Annotated in this window: 21 protein-coding genes; 11 read left to right on the top strand and 10 right to left on the bottom strand. The window is 67.0% G+C overall.

The annotated features are described in order from the left end of the window. The first annotated feature begins 330 nt into the window (after window positions 1-330). From ABV518_RS10405 to ABV518_RS10385, 5 genes are all read left to right on the top strand, one after another. On the top strand, window positions 331-1065 hold the full coding sequence (locus ABV518_RS10405) for a DUF4956 domain-containing protein (protein WP_367766957.1): 735 nt from the start codon (window positions 331-333) through the stop codon (window positions 1063-1065). Then, entirely contained in the window at window positions 1062-1850 is a 789-nt protein-coding gene (locus tag ABV518_RS10400) for a polyphosphate polymerase domain-containing protein (protein ID WP_367766956.1), read from the top strand. The genes ABV518_RS10405 and ABV518_RS10400 overlap by 4 nt, the downstream gene beginning before the upstream one ends. Window positions 1851-1883: 33 nt before the next feature. Beyond that, a complete protein-coding gene (locus ABV518_RS10395; protein ID WP_367766955.1) occupies window positions 1884-3473 on the top strand; it encodes a carbohydrate-binding domain-containing protein in 1590 nt (529 codons plus the stop codon). Between the two features lie 71 nt (window positions 3474-3544). Beyond that, window positions 3545-3742 carry a hypothetical protein gene (locus ABV518_RS10390; RefSeq protein ID WP_367766954.1) on the top strand — a complete coding sequence of 66 codons (198 nt, stop codon included), beginning with the start codon at window positions 3545-3547 and terminating at the stop codon, window positions 3740-3742. 106 nt (window positions 3743-3848) lie between these two features. Then, window positions 3849-4685, top strand: coding sequence for an alpha/beta fold hydrolase (locus tag ABV518_RS10385; protein WP_367766953.1), 837 nt, complete (start codon window positions 3849-3851; stop codon window positions 4683-4685). 72 nt (window positions 4686-4757) lie between these two features. Here the strand turns inward: ABV518_RS10385 and ABV518_RS10380 are convergent, their stop codons facing one another. The 4 genes from ABV518_RS10380 to ABV518_RS10365 form a co-directional block, all read right to left on the bottom strand. After that, entirely contained in the window at window positions 4758-5927 is a 1170-nt protein-coding gene (locus tag ABV518_RS10380; protein ID WP_367766952.1) for a fatty acid desaturase, read from the bottom strand. A 13-nt stretch (window positions 5928-5940) separates the two neighbouring features. Continuing rightward, on the bottom strand, window positions 5941-7038 hold the full coding sequence (locus tag ABV518_RS10375; RefSeq protein ID WP_131133933.1) for a ferredoxin reductase: 1098 nt from the start codon (window positions 7036-7038) through the stop codon (window positions 5941-5943). 215 nt (window positions 7039-7253) lie between these two features. Continuing rightward, window positions 7254-7457 carry a hypothetical protein gene (locus tag ABV518_RS10370; RefSeq protein ID WP_367766951.1) on the bottom strand — a complete coding sequence of 68 codons (204 nt, stop codon included), beginning with the start codon at window positions 7455-7457 and terminating at the stop codon, window positions 7254-7256. Window positions 7458-7557: 100 nt separating this feature from the next. After that, complete coding sequence (locus ABV518_RS10365) at window positions 7558-8592, bottom strand: LLM class flavin-dependent oxidoreductase (protein ID WP_367766950.1); 1035 nt, start codon at window positions 8590-8592, stop codon at window positions 7558-7560. Window positions 8593-8699: 107 nt separating this feature from the next. Here ABV518_RS10365 and lhgO point away from each other — a divergent pair, with 107 nt between their 5' ends. The 3 genes from lhgO to ABV518_RS10350 all read left to right on the top strand — a co-directional run bounded on the left by lhgO (window position 8700) and on the right by ABV518_RS10350 (window position 10754). Then, complete coding sequence (gene lhgO / locus ABV518_RS10360) at window positions 8700-9902, top strand: L-2-hydroxyglutarate oxidase (RefSeq protein WP_367766949.1); 1203 nt, start codon at window positions 8700-8702, stop codon at window positions 9900-9902. A 102-nt stretch (window positions 9903-10004) separates the two neighbouring features. Beyond that, entirely contained in the window at window positions 10005-10409 is a 405-nt protein-coding gene (locus ABV518_RS10355; RefSeq protein WP_367766948.1) for a YidH family protein, read from the top strand. A 3-nt stretch (window positions 10410-10412) separates the two neighbouring features. Then, window positions 10413-10754 carry a DUF202 domain-containing protein gene (locus tag ABV518_RS10350; RefSeq protein ID WP_367766947.1) on the top strand — a complete coding sequence of 114 codons (342 nt, stop codon included), beginning with the start codon at window positions 10413-10415 and terminating at the stop codon, window positions 10752-10754. A gap of 21 nt (window positions 10755-10775) precedes the next feature. On the opposite strand, the gene ABV518_RS10345 is transcribed toward ABV518_RS10350, so the two are convergent. Genes ABV518_RS10345 through ABV518_RS10330 form a run of 4 tightly spaced genes read right to left on the bottom strand, consistent with a single transcriptional unit; the run spans window position 10776 to window position 14343 of the window. Continuing rightward, window positions 10776-11174: a DUF3592 domain-containing protein gene (locus ABV518_RS10345; protein WP_367766946.1), complete on the bottom strand. Its 399-nt coding sequence runs from the start codon at window positions 11172-11174 to the stop codon at window positions 10776-10778. 24 nt (window positions 11175-11198) lie between these two features. Further along, window positions 11199-12464 (bottom strand): amidohydrolase family protein, encoded by a 1266-nt coding sequence (locus ABV518_RS10340; RefSeq protein ID WP_367766945.1) that lies wholly within the window; start codon window positions 12462-12464, stop codon window positions 11199-11201. Beyond that, window positions 12461-12949, bottom strand: a complete 489-nt coding sequence (locus ABV518_RS10335; protein ID WP_367766944.1) for a GAF domain-containing protein — start codon at window positions 12947-12949, stop codon at window positions 12461-12463. The genes ABV518_RS10340 and ABV518_RS10335 overlap by 4 nt, the downstream gene beginning before the upstream one ends. Beyond that, window positions 12949-14343: an MFS transporter gene (locus ABV518_RS10330; RefSeq protein WP_367766942.1), complete on the bottom strand. Its 1395-nt coding sequence runs from the start codon at window positions 14341-14343 to the stop codon at window positions 12949-12951. The genes ABV518_RS10335 and ABV518_RS10330 overlap by 1 nt, the downstream gene beginning before the upstream one ends. A gap of 103 nt (window positions 14344-14446) precedes the next feature. On the opposite strand from ABV518_RS10330, the gene ABV518_RS10325 reads away from it, so the two are divergent. Then, window positions 14447-15325, top strand: a complete 879-nt coding sequence (locus ABV518_RS10325) for a MurR/RpiR family transcriptional regulator (RefSeq protein ID WP_367766941.1) — start codon at window positions 14447-14449, stop codon at window positions 15323-15325. Between the two features lie 34 nt (window positions 15326-15359). Here ABV518_RS10325 and ABV518_RS10320 read toward each other — a convergent pair whose 3' ends face one another. After that, complete coding sequence (locus ABV518_RS10320) at window positions 15360-16046, bottom strand: DUF2848 domain-containing protein (protein WP_367766940.1); 687 nt, start codon at window positions 16044-16046, stop codon at window positions 15360-15362. A 151-nt stretch (window positions 16047-16197) separates the two neighbouring features. On the opposite strand from ABV518_RS10320, the gene ABV518_RS10315 reads away from it, so the two are divergent. Further along, window positions 16198-17580, top strand: a complete 1383-nt coding sequence (locus ABV518_RS10315) for an MFS transporter (protein WP_367766939.1) — start codon at window positions 16198-16200, stop codon at window positions 17578-17580. A gap of 26 nt (window positions 17581-17606) precedes the next feature. Here ABV518_RS10315 and ABV518_RS10310 read toward each other — a convergent pair whose 3' ends face one another. Then, window positions 17607-18263 carry a GntR family transcriptional regulator gene (locus ABV518_RS10310; protein ID WP_367766938.1) on the bottom strand — a complete coding sequence of 219 codons (657 nt, stop codon included), beginning with the start codon at window positions 18261-18263 and terminating at the stop codon, window positions 17607-17609. Window positions 18264-18295: 32 nt separating this feature from the next. Here ABV518_RS10310 and ABV518_RS10305 point away from each other — a divergent pair, with 32 nt between their 5' ends. Further along, the gene (locus ABV518_RS10305) at window positions 18296-19090 is read left to right on the top strand and encodes a carbon-nitrogen hydrolase family protein (RefSeq protein ID WP_367766937.1); all 795 of its coding nucleotides are present in this window, start codon (window positions 18296-18298) and stop codon (window positions 19088-19090) included. Window position 19091: the final 1 nt, after the last annotated feature.

Below are 19091 nucleotides of genomic sequence, written 5' to 3'. Positions count from 1 at the left end.
GTCCACGTAGGAATCGGGCTGGTTGTAAGAATGGGTGGCCTGAGTCCATCCAGTTCGCGGCGGTGAGTCGCGGCCAAGGGCGGCATCGTCGATGCCGAAGGGATCTGGTTGTCCCTGCCGCCAGGCTCGGCCCGACATTTGTTCCACTTGCCTGCCCTGCTGGCGTCAGGCTTCCGCCGCCGTGAGCTCCGTGGGCGGATCAAATGAAGCCCATCGCTGCCTCCGCGGCCCAGCCGGCACTCATATTCCTGCCTAGGTCCGGTCACAGCACCTGCACAGTTTGGCCGTGGATCGTAAAGAACAGCCCACCAACAGATTCCGGAGAATCCGATGACTTCCCTTATTTTCATTGCCGCAGACCTGGCGGCCATCAGCATCCTCACGTTCGTCCTCTACCTGCGCCGCCACCGCCGCCGCGATCTGGTGGTGTCCTACCTGGGCATGAACGTGGGAGTCCTGGCTGTGGCCACTGCGCTGTCCGGCTCCGCCGCCGGACTCGGCCTGGGACTTGGCCTCTTCGGTGTCCTGTCCATCATCCGGCTCCGCTCCACCGAGCTGTCGCAGCACGAGGTGGCCTACTACTTCTCGGCCCTGGCACTGGGCCTGATCGCCGGCCTCGGCATCGAGCAGATCTGGCTCACCGCCTCGCTGATGGGCCTGATCCTGCTGGTGATGTTCGTCGGTGACCACCCCCGCGTCCTGCCCGCCCACCGGCACCAGACGGTGATTCTGGACCGCGCCCTGGCCGAGGATGGCGAACTGTACGCCCGGCTCGAGGAAGTCCTGCACGGCAAGGTCCACTCCGCCACCATCCAGGAACTCGACCTGGTCAATGACAAAACCATCGTGGACGTCCGCTACGCCTACAGCCCCCGCCCCGCCGCCGTAACCTACCTTCCGACGGCGGCACCCCGGCACGCAGAACCGGCACCTTACGCGTCGTCCCAGCCGCTGCCGCCGGTACCCGCATCTGTGGTGACCACCGGTGCCGACGGATCCGAACCGGCGTCGCCCGCTCCCGTCCACGCCTCCGACCTCGTCCACGCTTCGGCAGGTGCGGCATGAGCGCCCCCGCAGGCGCCGGCGTCGTGAACAGCCTGAGCGGACTGCCGGCCGTGGGGCTGGAGGAACTGAACGCCGAAGCCGCGCTGCAGACCAGGGTGGACCGCAAGTACGTGGTCCCCGAGGACCTGGCGCAGGAGCTGCTGGCCACGTTCGACGCCGAGGTCCGGGTCCTGGAGATGGACGGCTCCCGCTGCTTCGCCTACGACTCCGTCTACTTCGACACCGCACAGCTGGACAGCTACCTTCTCGCCGCCCACGGCCGCCGGCGCCGCTACAAGGTCCGCACCAGGACGTATGTGGACAGCGCCATCAGCTTCCTGGAGGTCAAGACCGAAGGCGCCCGCGAAGCCACCGTCAAGGAACGCATCCCCTACGAGCTCTCGGACCGGTCCCGGCTGACGGCGGATGGCCTGGACTACGTCCACGAAGCCCTTGCGACGGCGGTGGGCGGAGCGCCCGCCGAACCCCTCGGGCCGGTCCTCGAAACCCGCTACCACCGCACCACGCTCTACCTGCCGGAATCCGGCAGCCGGGCCACGATCGACACCGACGTCACCTGGCAGCGCCCCGGCGAACAGGCCTGGGTCCTGGACGGCGCGGTGATCCTCGAAACCAAGTGCGGCTCGGCATCCGGCCCGCTGGACCGGCACCTCTGGGCCCACGGCGTCCGGCCGTCCAGGATCTCCAAGTTCGCCACCGGCATGGCGGCGCTCTGCCCGGACCTGCCCGCAAACCGCTGGAACCGCACCCTCCGCCGCACCATGAACCTCCGCCCCGCCGCCTGACCCACTCCCCCACAGATTTCGAAGGAACACACCATGAACCGCTTCCGCACCGCCCTTTCCGCCACTGCCCTCGCCCTCGCGGTGGGCCTGGCCGGCTGCTCCGCCGCCGGCACCAGCACCGGAACGTCCATTACGGGGACCTCCGCCAACCCGTCCGCCACCTCCGGAACCGCCCAGGCCGCGGTGTCGCTGGACACCCTCGCCGCAGACACCCATTACGACGCCGATGACCTGACCTGGGATGCGGCCTCCGAAGTAGCCGTGACCCTGGCGGACGGCGCCAGCTCTGTCGCCGCCGGCACGTCGTCGGACGCCGTAAAGGTCGACGGCGACACCGTCACCATCAGCGCGGCCGGCACCTACCGGCTGAGCGGTTCGCTGTCCGACGGCCAGGTTGTAGTGGCCGCCGGCGAGGAGGACGTGGTGCGCATCATCCTGGACGGCGCCGAGATCTCCAGCTCCACCGGCTCGCCGTTTGTGGTCCAGAGTGCCAACGAGGCCATTGTGTTCCTCGAGGACGGAACGTCCAGCTCCCTGAGCGACGCCTCCGCCTACACGGACACCGCCGAGGACGCCCCGAACGCCGCCCTCTACTCCCAGGCGGACCTGACCATCGCCGGCACCGGCTCGCTGACCGTGGACGGCAACTTCAACGACGGCATCTCCTCCAAGGACGGCCTCGTGCTGGCCGCCGGCAACGTCACCGTGGACGCCACGGACGACGGGATCGTGGGCAAGGACTACGCGGTCCTGCTCGACGGCGCCTACCAGGTCACTGCCGGCGACGACGGCTTCAAATCCGACAACGAGGAGGACGAAGGCCGCGGCTGGGTCCTCATCAACGGTGGCACCCTCAACGTCAGCGCGGGCGACGACGGAATCAAGGCCTTCAACACGCTCACCATCGCCGCGGGCGTCAGCACCGTGGAAGAGTCCGAGGAAGGCCTGGAGGCCCAGCACATCGTCATGTCCGGCGGCACGGCCAACGTCACGGCGAACGACGACGGCGTGAACGCCTCGGGCGGGTCCTCCACCTCCAGCTCGGGCCAGGGCGGGATGGGCGGCGGCGGCGAGATGGCCGTGGGCGACTACACCGTCGAGGTCACCGGTGGCTCGCTGACCATCAACTCGCAGGGCGACGGCCTGGACTCCAACGGCAACGCCAGCATCTCCGGCGGCACCGTAGTGGTCAACGGCCCCACGAACTCCGGCAACGGGGCGCTGGACGTCAACGGCGAACTGACCGTCACCGGCGGCACCGTGGCGGCGGCAGGCAGCGTGGGCATGGTGGTCACACCGGGCACCTCCTCCACCCAGTCCGGCGTGCAGGTGACCCTCGGATCGGCAGTCCCGGCCGGCACCGTGGTGCAGATCGCCGATTCCGCCGGCAACGTGGTCAGCGCCTTCGTGACCACCAAGGCCACCGCGTCCCTGGTGTTCTCCTCCGCCGCGATCACTGAGGGCGAGGAATACACCGTCTACACCGGCGGCACCGCCACGGTCAGCGCCGGAGTGGGCGAAGGATCCCTCGACGGCGCCGACCAAGTGGGCACCGTGACCGCGGGCGAGTACACCGCATCCGAAGGCCCCGGCGGCGGAGGCGGCTTCGGCGGCCGCCGTTAGTGGCACTGTCTGGATTCCGGTTAACGGCGCATAATTGGACGCACAGGCGGCCACGGGCGTTGGAGGACACCATGAAGTTTCTCGGAGCACTGATTGTTATCTGGCTGATCATCGGAGGACTCGCCGCCTGGCAGCGCGGCTACTTCGGCGGAGCCCCCGGTTCCTGTGCCGAGGCGGGAACGGTGGCGGTGACCATCGTCGCAGGACCCTTGAACTACATGGGGGTCAACCCGCAGATTGCCTGTGACCTGCCGCAGCCGTCCCAGTAACCAGGTCCTTGGTACTGCGCCGGGCGTTGCCTAGAGTGGGGAATGCCGGGCGCGGGCCTTTCTTGCGCCGGGAACCTGATTCCGAAGCCTCGAAAGGACCGCCAAGATGGCATTCGTCACCGTTGGAACCGAGAACAGCACCGATATTGAGCTTTACTACGAAGACCACGGGAACGGCCAGCCTGTCGTCCTGATCCATGGCTACCCGCTGGATGGATCCTCCTGGGAAAAGCAGACGGCTGCCCTCCTGGACGCGGGCTACCGCGTCATCACCTACGACCGCCGCGGTTTCGGCAAATCCAGCAAGACCACGGCGGGCTATGACTACGACACCTTCGCCGCGGACCTCAACACGCTCCTGACCACGCTGGAGCTCACCAACGCCGTACTGGTGGGCTTCTCCATGGGTACCGGCGAAGTCGCCCGCTACCTGAGCACCTACGGTTCGGAGCGCGTGGCGCGGGCAGCGTTCCTCGGATCGCTGCAGCCGTTCCTCCTCAAGACGGACGACAACCCCGACGGCGTTCCGCAGGAGGTCTTCGACGGACTCACCGAAGCGGTCACGACGGACCGGTACGCGTTCTTTACGGAATTCTTCAAGAACTTCTTCAACACGGACACGTTCCTGGGCACACCGCGCCTCAGCCAGGAAGCCGTCAACGCCAGCTGGAGCCTCGCGGCCGCAGCGGGGGCCACCGCATCCGTCGCGGCCCAGCCCACCTGGCTCACGGATTTCCGCGGGGACATCCCGCGGATCGATGTCCCCGCGCTGATCGTCCACGGCACGGCAGACAACATCCTGCCCATCGATTCCACCGGGCGCCTGTTCGCCAAGGCCCTGCCCAGCGCCGACTACGTCGAGATCGACGGCGCCCCGCACGGCCTGCTGTGGACGCACGCCGCGGAAGTCAACGACGCCCTGCTCGCCTTCCTCAAAAAGTAAGCACCAACAGGACAGCGGAGGGGCCAGGCACGGTGCCTGGCCCCTCCGCTGTTCACTGCAATGCCGCCTGGATCAGGCCCGGACCGCCTTGCCGGGCAGCGCCAGTTTGAAGACCTTGGCCCAGGACGAGCCCACCTGCTTCAGCAGCGGGCCCGTGGTGTACTTCAGGCCGTAGCGCTGGCAGATCTCGCGGACCCGAGGAGCAACCTCGGCGTACCGGTTGGACGGCAGGTCCGGGAAGAGGTGGTGCTCGATCTGGTGTGAAAGGTTGCCGGTCATCAGGTGCATGAACTTCGAACCGGAGATGTTGGCGGAGCCGATCATCTGGCGGACGTACCAGTCGCCGCGGGTTTCGCCTTCCACCATTTCCTCGGTAAAGGTGTCGGTGCCTTCGGGGAAGTGGCCGCAGAAGATCACGGCGTGCGCCCAGACGTTCCGCACGGCGTTGGCCGTCAGCGTGCCGTAGAGGGCCTGCTTGCCCGAACCGGTGAGCATGGCGACGGCGGGCGTGGCGGCGTAGTCCTTGGTGAACTGGGTGATGACCTTCCGGCCGAGGGCCTTGAGGTCCTTGTTCAGGGCTTCCTTGGACTTCTTGCCTTCCTTGTAGTCCGTCAGCTCAAGGTCATAGATGGCAATGCCCCACTCGAAGACGGGCGCCAGGATGGCGTTGAACAGCGGGTTGGCCAGGTTGATCGGCTTCCATGGCTGGTTCTCGTCCATGCGCAGGAGGTTGTATCCGACGTCATTGTCCTTGCCCAGCACGTTGGTCCAGCGGTGGTGGAGGTCGTTGTGGGTGTGCTGCCAGGAGCGTGAGGGCGTGACGAAGTCCCATTCCCAGGTGGTGGAGTGGATGTCCGGGTCCCGCATCCAGTCCCACTGGCCGTGCAGGATGTTGTGGCCCAGTTCCATGTTTTCCAGGATTTTGGCAAGGCTCAGCAGCGTGGTGCCGGTGACCCAGGCGGCCTTGTTCTTGCTGACCAGCAGTGCCGCTCGGCCGGAGATCTCCAGCCCGCGCTGGATCTTGATCATGCGCCGGATATAGGCGGCGTCGGAGGCGCCGCGCTTGGCGAGGATCTCGTCGCGGATGGCGTCGAGTTCGCGGCCCAGCTCAGCGACCTGTTCGTCGGAGAGGTGCGCTGCGGCGGGCGGGCGGACTGACGGGCTGCCGGATTCCGCCAGCGCGCCGGGGCGCGTCTTTGCCGCTCCGGTGGGGGCGGTCTTGTTTTCTGAAACTACTGACATGCGGAGATGCTCCTCAGAGTTCGAGGTTGACGGGTCCGGCGGCTGCCGAGACACACGTTTGGATCAGTTGGCCTGGTTCGCCATGGACTTCGTTGGTGCGGAGGTCGCGGACCTGGCCGGCCAGGAGCGGGGTCAGGCAGCTGTGGCAGATGCCCATCCGGCAACCGCTGGGCATCAGCACCCCGGCGTCCTCGCCCACATCCAGCAGGGGGGTGTCGCCGTCGGCGTCCACTTCCCGGTCCGATGCTTCAAAGGTGACCAGTCCGCCGTCGTGCCCCACGCCGCCGGCGAACGCGGTGTTAAACCGCTCGATCATGAGGTTGCCGGGATCGCCGGCGATCGCGACGTCGGTGCCGGGGGCCCCGGCGGTGAGGGCAGCCTGCTTCCAGAGCGCCTCGGCGTCGTCCAGGAAACTGTCCGGACCGCAGGCGTAAGCAGCGCGTTCCTTCCAGTCCGGGCAGAGGTCGTCCAGCTCGGCAGGGGTGGTGAAGTCCAGGCGGCCCTGCTGGCCGGTGAACCAGTGCGCCAGCCGAAAGTTGGGGAACTGGTCCGCCAGTTCCGCCAGTTCCTCGCGGAACAGGCTGTCGGAAGGCGTGCGGGCCGAGTGGATGAGGACGACGTCGGCGTCCGGGCGCCGCGGCACGAGGGTACGGATCATGGACATCACCGGAGTGATGCCGCTGCCGGCGGTGACCATCAGCAGCGGCCGCGGGTGCTCCGGCAGGACGAAGTCGCCCTGTGGCGGGGCCAGGAACAGGACGTCGCCAGGCCGGGTGGTGCGAACCAGGGTGCCCGAAACGGCACCGACGTCCGTGACGGTGATTGCGGGGTCCTTGCCGGCGGGGGCGCTCAGTGAGTAGGAGCGCCAGTGGCGGACGCCGTCCAGCTCAACTCCGATGCGGGCCCACTGGCCGGCCAGGTGTGAGTGCCAGCCGCGGCCCGGGCGGAAGAAGATCGTGGCCGACTGGGCCGTCTCCTGCACCACGCGTGTCACTACCCCGCGCAGTTGGCGCGCCGAGAAGACAGGGTTGAAGAGCGCCAGGATATCTTCGGGCGCCAAGGGCGTGGTCAAAACAGAGGCCGCCTGGGCCAGCTGACGTAGCCGGATCATGCAGACAAGCCTAAAGCGGCGCGAGCCATATTTCTCTCTCCCGTCATGACCGTTCCGCAGTCACGCAATAATGTGGACGCTAAGCCCCCAAGCCGCATTAAGAATAACGGCTGCGGTCGGTGGATGGTTCCATTGGGGATTTTAGTAAGGTTCCTGATTATTAGCCACTTGGGCTGCCGCGGCCGGGGTCCGGGGTCGACGGAGGGGCCCGCTATTCAGCGGGCGTCACGTTCCTGGAATTCCTCATCGAGGTCGAAGTGCCTGAATTCGGTCTCCGGGTTGGGTTCGCCCTCGACCACATATTCGTAGTCCAGCTGGCGCTGGACCTGGCTGTCCAGGACCTGCAGGTCCTGGTCCGGCACAACCGAGAGATCTTCCGGGAAGTCGTCTTCCGGAGACAGATGGAGCTTGTCAGACATGGGAGCCTCTCTGGGCCGTCAGGATATCCGGGCCGCAATGGCCCGTACCCTCTCAGGATATTCCCTTCCGGGCAGATCACACAGCGGAATCCGTGCCGGATCAGGAACGGCCGGGGCTCCATCCGGCCGCGGGGGCGATGTACCGGGCGATATTGCCCAGCATCTTGGCGTTGAAGTCCACACCCAGCTGGTTGGGTACAGTCACCAGCAGCGTGTCCGCTGCCTGGACAGCGGCGTCGGCTGCCAGCTGCTCTGCGAGGATATCCGGGGAACCGGCGTAGGTCTTCCCAAACCGTGCCGTCAGGCCGTCGATGACACCCACCTGGTCCCGGCTGTCGCGCAGGGCACTGCCCGCAAAGTACCTGTTGTCCTCATCATCGACGATCGGCAGGATGCTGCGGCTCACGGAAACGCGCGGCTGGTGGCTGTGTCCGGCGGCGGCCCAGGCGTCGCGGAAGAGCTGGATCTGTTCTGCCTGCAGCTGGTCGAAGGGGACGCCGGTGTCCTCGGTGAGCAGCGTGGAGCTCATCAGGTTCATTCCAAGGCTGGCCGCCCAGACCGCGGTCTTCCGGCTCCCGGCTCCCCACCAGATGCGCTCCTGCAGGCCCGGCGCCTGGGGCTGGACAGGCAGCAGTCCCCTGGTTCCACCGGCGTAACGCGGGTCTGCCTCCGCCACCCCTGCCCCGCTGACGGCCTGGCGGAACAGCTCTGTGTGGCGGCGGGCCATGTCCGCGTCCGTTTCCCCAGGGCCGGGTACGTGGCCGAAAGCCGCGGCCCCGTTCCGGGCCGGCTCGGGTGAACCGCGGCTGATGCCCAGCTGCAGCCGGCCGCCGCTGATCAGGTCCGTGGCCGCGGCTTCCTCGGCCATATAGAGCGGATTTTCGTACCTCATGTCGATCACGCCGGTGCCCATCTCTATCCGGCTGGTCCGGGCCGCGATGGCCGCCAGGAGCGGGAACGGGGACGCCTGTTGCCGGGCGAAGTGGTGCACGCGGAAGAAGGCGCCGTTGATCCCGAGCTCCTCCGCCGCGACCGCCAGCTCAATGCCCTGGAGCAGGGCCTCGCCCGCGGTCCTGGTCCGTGAGCCCTGGCCGGGGCCCCAGTGGCCGAAAGAGAGGAATCCGATGCGCTGCATGTAGGGCCCAACCGCCCCGGGGGCCTCCGCATTCCCGGCCGGCACCATGTGGACGCGCGGGTGGGCGGCTCTGGCCGGGGCCGCCGCAGTACTGGAGAATCTCAGGCATGAAGCATTCGGATTACTGCGTGGTGGGCGGCGGCATCGTGGGACTGGCAACGGCCTATCAGCTGTTGCGTAAGGATCCCGGCGCGTCCCTGATCGTGCTGGAGGCTGCGGACACGTTGGCCTCGCACCAGACCGGGCACAACAGCGGCGTCATCCACTCCGGTATCTACTACGCCCCGGACAGCCTGAAGGCCCGCTTCAGCAAGGCGGGCGCGCAGCAGACCAAGGACTTCTGCCGGGAACACGGGCTCCGGTACGAGGAGCCCGGCAAGCTGCTCGTGGCCACCACCGCATTGGAATCCGAACGCCTGGCGGCCCTCGAGGAACGGGCAGCCATCCACGGCCTCGACTGCGAGCGCATCGACCAGGCCGAGCTCCGCCGTCGTGAACCAAACGTCGCCGGGCTGGGCGCCCTTTTCATCCCCAGCACAGGCATCGTGGACTACCCGGCGGTGGCCCGGAAGCTGGCGGAGCTGGTCACGGCGTCGGGCGGGCAGGTGATCACCGGCGCGCGGGTTTCAGCCATCAGGGAGACGCTGGACAGGGTGGAAGTGGCGACGCCGGAGGAGTCGTACAGCTGCGGCCGGCTGGTGGTGTGTGCCGGCCTGCAGTCGGACAGGCTGGCGGAGCTGGCCGGGCTGGACACCGATGTCCAGATCATTCCTTTCCGGGGCGAGTATTTTGAGCTCCCTGCGGAGATGTCCGGCTATGTCCGGCACCTGATCTACCCGGTTCCCGATCCTGCCCTGCCCTTCCTGGGCGTCCACCTCACCCCCACCGTCGCGGGCACCATCACCGTGGGGCCCAACGCAGTACTGGGGCTGTCCCGCGAGGGTTATCCCAAGTTCTCGGTGAATATCCGCGACGTGGCACGGTACGCGCGGTTTCCCGGCCTGTGGCGTGTGGCCCGGGACCACGCCGCCACCGCGGTCAGGGAGGTCCGGAACTCGCTGTTCAAGGGCAGCTACCTGAAGGAATGCCAGAAGTACGCCCCCGGCCTGACCGCCGCGGACCTCCTCCCGCATGAGGCAGGCATCCGTGCCCAGGCTGTCCGCCGGGACGGCACCCTGATCCACGATTTCCTGCTGGCCGAGACGGACCGGATGATCCACGTGCTGAACGCCCCTTCCCCCGCGGCCACGGCGGCACTGCCCATCGGCGAGCACCTGGCATCCAAGGCGGCGCTGAACCGGGCCGCCTGACACACGGCGGGCAGCCAAACGCACGACGGCGGCGCGTCACCGCCGCGGTCCGGGCGCGCCGAAGCAGCGGGGCCGGGGGAGGCCAGAGGCTAAACTGTCCCCGTGTCCACCAACCAGCCACCGTCCGGCGATCCCGCGCCACCGCGCCGCGGGAAAATCGCCGAGCGGCTGCTGCCGGGCGGCACCGAGCCCGATCCCCGCTTTACGCTGGCCAATGAACGCACCTTCCTCGCCTGGATCAGGACGTCACTGGCGCTCCTGGCCGGCGGCATCGCCATCGAGGCATTCACTGCGGACCTGTTCCTTGAGCCCGTCCGCAAGGTCCTGGCAGTCCTGCTGCTCCTCCTCGGCATGCTGCTGAGCGGAGGCGCCGCGGTGCGGTGGATCCGGGTGGAGCGGAGCATGCGCAACAACACCCCGCTCCCGCTGCCGCTCATTGTGCCGCTGTTGGCGGGGGCAGGGGCGCTGGCCGCCGCCGTCGTCCTCATCTTTGTCCTCTGGCGCTGACCCGTGGCCCGCATCAGGCAGGCAGTGCCCGGCCCGCACGGGGACCCGGGCCTGCAGCCCGAACGGACCACGCTGGCGTGGGGCCGGACCATGATGGCGCTGGTGACGGTCAGCGCCATTTTCCTGCGCTGGCTTCCCCACCACGGGCTGCCCATCCTGCTGCTATTTGCCGTTTCAGCCGCCGCAGCCGGCGCCATCTACGCCACCCAGCGCCGCCGCTACCGCGCCAGCGCCCTCGGGATCAGGCAGGAAACCGTCGACGCCGACACGTCAGCTGTCCTGTGGACTGCGGGCGCCGCGGTGGCGTTGGGAGTCCTCGGCATCGTGGTGGTCCTGGCCTCATAGCGCCGGGTCACCGGCGCCGGTTCAGAACATGGGCAGGATGAAGCCGACGATGAGCGCCACCGTGCCCACGCCGGTGAGCAAACGCCCCACCACAACGGCGGTCTTGCCGGCCGCTTCCGGCATGGCGGTCTGCCATTGGGTGGGACGTTTGGGGTGGTAATAAATAGGAAGCGTGTCCCCCACCGCCATGTCCTTGATGTCGTGCGGCGACATGGGCGCGTGATGGATCCGGTATTTATCGTCAAACCACCGGAAGCCCGTCCCGCTCGCATCCGAATAGACCACGCCCTCGGCCACGGTCCACGGGTTCACAAAGCGCCGCAGGATCCCTGCGTACACCAGGAGCATCAGCCCGGCAGGCAGGCATAACCAGGTCAGCATTTCCAGAATGGGACCTGCCATATCGAGCGCAGTGGGCATACTCAAGATGCTACAGGGAACCGGTTAACGCTGGCTGATCACGGCCCCGTCCTGGACCAGGACGTCGAGGTGGTCGGCGATGTCGGCCAGCACCGCAATGTCCGCCAGCGGGTCGGCGGACAGCAGCAGCAGGTCAGCGTCGGCCCCGGGGGCCACGACGCCAATCTCCCCTTCGCGCCCAAGCAGCTGTGCCGCCGTCGTCGTTGCTGAACGGATGGCGTCGATGGCGGGCTGGACCTTGCCCAGGAGGCGGAACTGCTCATTCTGGTGGCGGTGCATGCCGCCCAGCAGGTCCGACCCGAAGGCCATCTTGACGCCGGCCTCGTGGGCGCGTGCGATCGCGTCCAGCCCGCTGGTCAGTACGGAGTCGACTTTGGCCCACATCTCCTCGGTCAGCCCGAACTCCCGGCCTTCCTCCTTCAGCGCCCAGTACGTCACCAGCGTGGGCACCAGGAAGGCGTCCTTTTCCAGGAACAGGCGCAGGCTTTCGTCGTCCAGGAGGTTGCCGTGTTCGATCGACCGGACCCCGGCCTCCAGCGCTCGGTTGATGGCCCGCGCCGTGTACGCGTGGGCCGCCACGTAGCGGTTGGCGGCCTCGGCTTCCTCCACCGCGGCGCGCATCTCCTCCATGGAGTACTGGGTGGAATCGATCCGGTCGGTAGGGGACGAGACGCCGCCCGAGGCCATGATCTTGATGTGGTGGGCGCCCTTGCGGATCTCGTCGCGGGCCGCTGCCCGGACGGCGTCGACGCCGTCGGCCACTTTCCCGATGCCGCAGCAGCCGCGGCTGTTGGGGTCATGGTCCTCGCCGGGGAGCCGCATGTCGCCGTGGCCGCCGGTCTGGCTCAGGGCGTGCCCGCAGAAGTGCAGCTTGGGCCCTTCCAGCAGGCCTTCGCTCTGGGCGCGGGCCAGTCCGAAATCGGCCCCGGACAGGTCCCTTACGGTGGTGAAGCCGCGGCGTAGCATGGCGCCCATGATCCGCGCGGTCTGGGCATAGACGTACGACGGCGGCGTATACGTCAGCGACCGGAAGTCGGCGCTGGAGGCCACCACGTGGACGTGGGCATCGATCAGCCCGGGGATCACGTACTTGCCGGTGCCGTCGATGGTCCGGGCGCCGTCCGGTGCCTGTGCGTCCGGTTCGACGCTGTGGATCTTGCCGTTGACGCTGACGACGTCGGCGGTCCGGTACGTGCCCGCCGCAACGTCCAGGACGCTGGCGTTGCGGATGACCAGGGCGGGCTTGGCTGTTGCGTCCGTTGTGGGGTCCTGTGTTGGGGTGCCGGTCATGACAGGGCACGGTCCTTCCTGGGGGTTGCGTTGGGGTGGGTGGCGAAGGCTTCGGCCAGCGCCGCGGAGTCTGCTTCGACGATTGCCGCGGCAGTGGCGACGCTATCGCCGGTGTACGTTCCTTCGGCGTCCAGCAGGGCGAGCACGCCAACAATCGCGCCGTGGCTGAGCACGGGGAGGTTGATGACTGCCCCGCAGCCCAGCGAACGGATGAGTTCGACGTCGGTGAACACCTCCCGGAGGGCCTTCAGGTCAGCGGCCAGGAACGGCTTCTTCCCGGCGATGACGGCGTCCAGCCAGCCGGCGGAGATTTCCACCGTTTTCTCGGCGCCCACAGGGTATTCGTCCGGATGGCTTGTGAAGATCCGGCGCAGCGTGGACGTTTCCGGGATCCACTGGAGGGCGGTGAAGAGGACCACGCCGGGATCGGCGGCCAGCGCGTCGAAGGTCCGCTGGAAGACGGCGTCGTGCTTTGTGTGCGCCATCAGTTGCCCGCTTCGATCTTGGTGTTCCTGAAGGTGGTGGGTCCGGCGTTGATGTCCTCCAGCGATTTGCCAGCGGTGGACGCTCCGAAGATCACGACGCCCAGGACACCGATGGTCAGCACGATGGTGGTCATGGTGAACACACCGCCGAAGCCCAGGGCCACGGAGAAGATGCCGATGATGGACGGGGCCAGGATGCTGCCGATGCGTCCTACGGCGCTGGCCAGGCCGACGCCGGTGGCCCGCATCCAGGTGGGGAACAGTTCCGGGGTGTAGGCGTAGACGCCGGCGTAGGTGCCGTTCAGGAAGAAGGACAGGGTTGCCGCGGCCACGAGGATCATGCCCGAGTCGGAGGACTGGCTCAGCCAGAACGCGCTGAGCGCGGAACCGGTTAGGTACAGGGCAATGGTGTTCTTGCGGTCGATCCGGTCGTTGAGCCAGGCGGCGGAGAAGTAGCCGGGGATCTGGGCCAGGTAGATGATGATCGAGTATTCGAAGCTCTTGGTCACCGTGATGCCGCGGCCCACCAGGAGGGTGGGGATCCAGGAGAAGAAGCCGTAGTAGGAGAAGGTGATGACGAACCAGATCAGCCAGATGACAGCGGTACGGCGGCGCATCTGCCGTGACCACATGAACTTCAGGGCGTTCCAGATGTTGATCTTCTGCTGGTGCTTGGTGATTTCCTCTTCGCCGGGTTGCAGCGGTGCAAGGTCCTTGCCGGTTGCCCGGACCACGCTTGCTTCGAAGCGTTCCACCACCTGTTCGGCTTCAGCCACGCGGCCGCGGCTGAGCAGGTAGCGCGGAGATTCGGGCAGGCTGCGGCGCCACCACAGCAGCAGCAGGATCGGGACGGCCGTGATGACCTGCGCCCAGCGCCAGCCGTCCTCACCGAGGGGAACCACAAACCGGCCGATCAGGGCCGCGCCGACAAAGCCGAAGGAGAAGAAGCCGGCGAGCGTTCCGATGAACCAGCCGCGGCGCTTGGGCGGGATGAACTCGGACAGGAACGGGGCGATGATGACGCTCTCGGCACCGGCACCCAGTCCGGCGAAGATCCGGGCCACCAGGAAGACGTCGAAGTTGGGCGACAGTGCCGCCACAACAGACATCACACAGTAGAAAGCCAGGGCCCAAAGCATGACTTTCTTACGGCCGAACCTGTCCCCCAGCCACCCTGCCAGGATGGCACCGAAGAAGAATCCGAGCGGCGCCGCGGAGCCCACCAGGCCCAGGCTGGCGTTGCTCAGGCCCCAGAGTTCCTGGATGCGCGGCAGGAGGAACGCCACCACGGCGCCGTCCATGCCGTCAAAGGAGTAACCGAGGCCGCCGATCAGAAGAAGCTTGTAGTGTGGTCGACTGAGCGTCAGCCGGTCCAGACGTGCGGTAAGAGACATGTTTGTTCCTGCCAAAGTGGGCGAAGTTGTACATTTTTATTAATTTGCACGGGCCTGTGCAAGATGTATTGAAGTTACGCCGCACTGAAGGGAAGGTCAATAGGTGAAACAGGAAATTAACAGTGCCACTGTGACCGAGTGGCTGGACATCCGGTCCCAGGGCCGGAAGCTGGCTGCCCGCCAGCTGCAGGTCATGGGGATCCTCCGCTCCCAGCCCCGGCTGGCCTCCTACGGCTCGGTCAGCGACATCGCCGAAGCCGCTTCCTCGAACGCCTCCACGGTCACCCGGACCGCGCAGACACTGGGATTCAAGGGCTGGGCCGACTTCCAGTTTGAGCTGCGCTCCCGCTACTTGGCGTCCCTCAGCGCCGTGGAAGTGGCCGCCGAACACAACGGAAACGTCAGCAGCCCGGCCCAGGCGGCACTGACCACCGACCGGTCCAGCCTGGCCCACCTGGAACGCACACTGGACCCTGACACAGTGCACGCGATTGCGCAGGCCATCGCGGCGGCCAAGCAGACGCTCATCATCGCAGCGGGCAGCTATGCCGTGCCCGGCAAAGCACTGGAACACAACGCCGTCATCGCCGGCTACAACGTCAGGCTGCTGGACGCGGATGTGGCCGCCCTGACCAACGCCATTGCCAGGCTCACGCCCAATGACCTGGTGATCGCGATCAGCCTGTGGCGCGTCTACGACAGCACCATCCGGGCGGTCGACATCGCCCACAACCTGGGGACGCCGATCATCTCCATTACTGACAACGCGGGCTCGCCGGTGGCCGAACACGCGGCCCACCGGATCGTGGTCCCGTCCGAGGGCGCCGGCTTTTTCCCGTCACTGACCGCCGCCGTGGCAGCGACCCAGGCCATCGCCGTCGAACTTGCCTCGCTGGACCGTATCCGTTCCAACCAGAGCATTGCGGCGTCGGAGCGGAGCTGGGAGCAGATGCGGATCATGCATCCGCGCCCCACCGCCTGAGCCTGCCCGGGCTGCGCGCCCGGGCCTGGCGGAATCAGCCGATCGGCTCGGCCATCTGCTCCACCACATACTGGGCATCCACGGTGGAACCGGTCACCGGGTCCGCCATTTCCACTTTCCAGCTGCGGGCAAACTGGTTCACGCCGTGTGTCATCGCCACCGTGCCGGAAATGAGGACCGTTCCGGGCTTGTTCAGGCCGCGTTCGGTGAGTACTTCGAGCCAGTAGTCCGGGGTCAGCAGGGCTTCCAGGGAGCTGTCCTGGATCAGCGTGTCCGGGGTGTCGCCTTCCCCTACCCAGCCCTTGAGCGTGATCCGGTCCAGGTGGTCGCGCACGTCTTCCAGGCGCCATGCCTTGCGGCCCAGGACGTCGGGGCTGGCGTTTTTGCTCCAGGCAACGCCGTGGACCTCGAGGTCGCGGTCGGTGTGGTCGCAGGCAACAGTCAGCAGCACGCCCTCGTCCGTAATGACCAGCGCCCACTCGGCTTCCCCTGATGTCCGGGCATGCTGCACCTGGACTTCCGTGACCTGCTGGGCCAAATAGGGGGACACTGGGTAGAGGGCCGGAGTTGTTGCAGGTCCCGGCACGCCAAGCTCGGCCAGTTCGGCAATATGGGCCTGCACTTCCTCCTGCTCGCGCCCTGCGTAGCCTGCGTTGAGGAGGTGCGTGATCTGTACATCCCGGGTGCTGCCGTCGGGAAGTTCGAAGCTGAGAACCGTCATGGTGGATCCATCCTTTTGCGTTGCTGGGGGAAAAATTTTACAAACCGGAAACCGTAAACAGTCGCCTATGTACATCCAGTATGCGTAATGTATACATTTAACGCCAGCGTGACAGGCGTCACCCTGAAAAAACTCGTGGAGGACAAACACCATGGCTAAAGTCCCAGTTCCGGTTTCCGGCGCAGCGCCACACCAGAACAAGCCGATTCACCCCAAGGGCCTCTACAAGGCCTTCGCCGCCAGCCTCACCGGCACCGCGCTCGAGTGGTATGACTTCGCCGTCTACTCGGCCGCCGCCGCCGTCGTATTCCCCGTGGTCTTCTTCCCGGCCTCGGATCCGCTGACGGGCACCATCCTGGCGTTCTCCACCTATGCGGTGGGTTACGTCTCTCGCCCTGTGGGCGGCATCATCTTCGGCCGGCTCGGGGACCGGATCGGCCGCAAAAAGGTGCTGGTGACCACCCTGATGATCATCGGTGTGGCCACCGTCCTCATCGGCGTCCTGCCCGGATACACCAGCATCGGCATCGCGGCGCCCGTCATCCTGGTCCTGCTCCGGTTCGCGCAAGGCGTGGGAGTCGGCGGCGAATGGGGCGGCGCGGTGCTGCTCTCCAGCGAATACGGCGACCCGCACCGCCGCGGCTTCTGGGCCTCGGCGGCACAGGTTGGCCCGCCGGCCGGCAACCTGCTGGCCAACGGCGCGCTGGCCATCCTCACCCTGGCCCTGACCGAGGAGCAGTTCCTCAGCTTCGGCTGGCGCATCGCGTTCCTGGTCTCTGCCGTCCTGGTGGGCTTCGGCCTCTGGATCCGCCTCAAGCTCGAGGACACCCCCATCTTCAAGGCCATCGAAGCGCATGGCGAACAGCCCAACGCCCCGGTCCGCGAGGTCTTCAGCAAGGAGCTCCGCCCGCTGATCGCCGCCATCCTGTGCCGCGTGGGCCCGGACGTCCTGTACGCCCTCTTCACCGTGTTCACGCTGACCTACGGCATCCAGACCCTGGGCTACGAGCGCAACGAGGTGCTGACCGCCGTCCTGATCGGTTCCGCGTTCCAGCTGTTCATGATCCCGCTCGCCGGGGCCGTGTCGGACCGCTTCAACCGGCGCATGGTCTACGGCACCGCCGCGGTCCTCGGGGCGGTGTGGACGTTTGTCTTCTTCGGGATCCTGGGCGGCAACAACGAACCGATGCTCATCGTCGGCATCGTGCTGGGCCTGATGGCGCACTCGTTTATGTACGGCCCGCAGGCAGCCTTCATCGTGGAGCAGTTCTCGCCGCGACTCCGCTCCACCGGCAGCTCCCTGGCCTACACCTTCGCCGGCGTCATCGGCGGCGCCATCGCCCCGCTGATGTTCACGCTGCTGCTGTCACAGTTCGGCACCTGGATCCCGGTGGCCATCTACGTGGCTGTGGCCGGCGCCGTTACCCTGGTGGGCCTGGCCCTGGGCCGGGATTCGAACACCGTGGAGGACGAGGACTACCGCCTCCTCCTGGAAGGAACCGGGGCCGCACCGCAGCCGACCGGCACCAACTGACCCCGCAATGTGGACAAAGATTCCGGTCAGTTGCGGAGCAGGATGTCCCGTGTGACGGCCAGGTGATGGTCGATGGCCTCCTGGGCCTTCGCGGAATCGCCGGACACCAGGGCATCGAGGATGACCTGGTGTTCGGCGCAGACCTGCCCGCGCCGGCCGCCGGTGCGGAACAGCGCGGACACACCCACCAGGATCTGGCGGACATGCAGCTTGCTGTAGGTGCGGGAGATCAGTTCGTTGCCCGCGGCATCGATCAGCTGCTGGTGGAAGAGGGTGTCCAGCCGGATAAACTCGCGGGCAGCCTCGGGATTCAGTTCATCGGGAAGGGCTGCCTGCTGGTCCAGGGTGTCCTGCATGGTCCGGGCCGGGACCCTGCCCTGGTCGATGACCAGCCGGGCGGCATGGCTTTCCAGGACACCGCGCAGTTCCATCAGTTCGGACATCTCGCGGCCTGTCACCGGCGGAACGTAGGCCCCGCGCTGCGGAATCAGTTCCACGAGGCCGTCGGAGACCAGCAGCAGGAGGGCCTCCCGCACGGGGGTCCGGGACACACCGATCTCGGCGGCCAACTCCTGTTCGTTCAGGAACCGGCCCTGCACGTCAGGATCGGTCAGGATGTTTTCACGAAGGTAGGCGTACGCCTTTTCCCGGCCGGACGCCGCTGTTCCCGACATTTTTCGCATACATTATGTATACAACAGAATGGAGTAACTTCATGCGTTTAGCAGTGGCCCAAATCATCACCGGAGCCGATCTGGCCGCCAACCTGGAACTCATCCGAGAATACGCCACCCGCGCAAAGGCCGCCGGGGCGGAACTCGTGGTGTTCCCGGAAGCCGCGATGCGCGCCTTCGGACACCGGCTGACCGATATCGCCGAACCCGTAGACGGCGCCTGGGCCGGCAGCGTCCGCAGCATCGCCAGGGAACTGGACATCACGGTGGTGGCGGGCATGTTCACCCCCGGCCGGGACGGGCGTGTCCGCAATACCCTGCTGGTCACCGGCCCCGGGGTGGAAACCTCCTACGACAAGATCCACCTCTTTGACGCGTTCGGCTTCGCCGAGTCCGACACCGTGGACGCCGGAACAGCCCCCGTGACCTTCGAGGTGAACGGCACCACCTTCGGACTGGCCACCTGCTACGACGTCCGCTTCCCGGCACTCTTCACGGCCAACGCCAAAGCCGGCGCGCAGGTCAACATCGTGTGCGCCTCATGGGGTGCCGGCGAGGGCAAGGCCGAACAGTGGGACCTGCTGGTCCGGGCCCGGGCCCTGGACAGCACCACGTTTGTGGTGGCCTGCGGTCAGGGTGATCCGGCAAGCGTCGGCATCGCCACGGCCGGCAATGCGCCCACCGGCGTCGGCCACAGCGCCGTCATCTCCCCCCTGGGATCAGCCCTGGTGGCGCTCGGCGGCGAACCGGAACTCGCCGTCGTCGACATTGACCCCTCGGTTGTTGCCGACGTCCGCGGCAAACTGCCTGTCCTGGCCAACGCCCGGACGTTCTGAC

Source organism: Arthrobacter sp. HS15c (assembly GCF_040812005.1).
In the GTDB taxonomy this organism is placed as follows: Bacteria; Actinomycetota; Actinomycetes; order Actinomycetales; family Micrococcaceae; genus Arthrobacter.
This window is presented reverse-complemented; position numbering and strand designations above follow the sequence as displayed.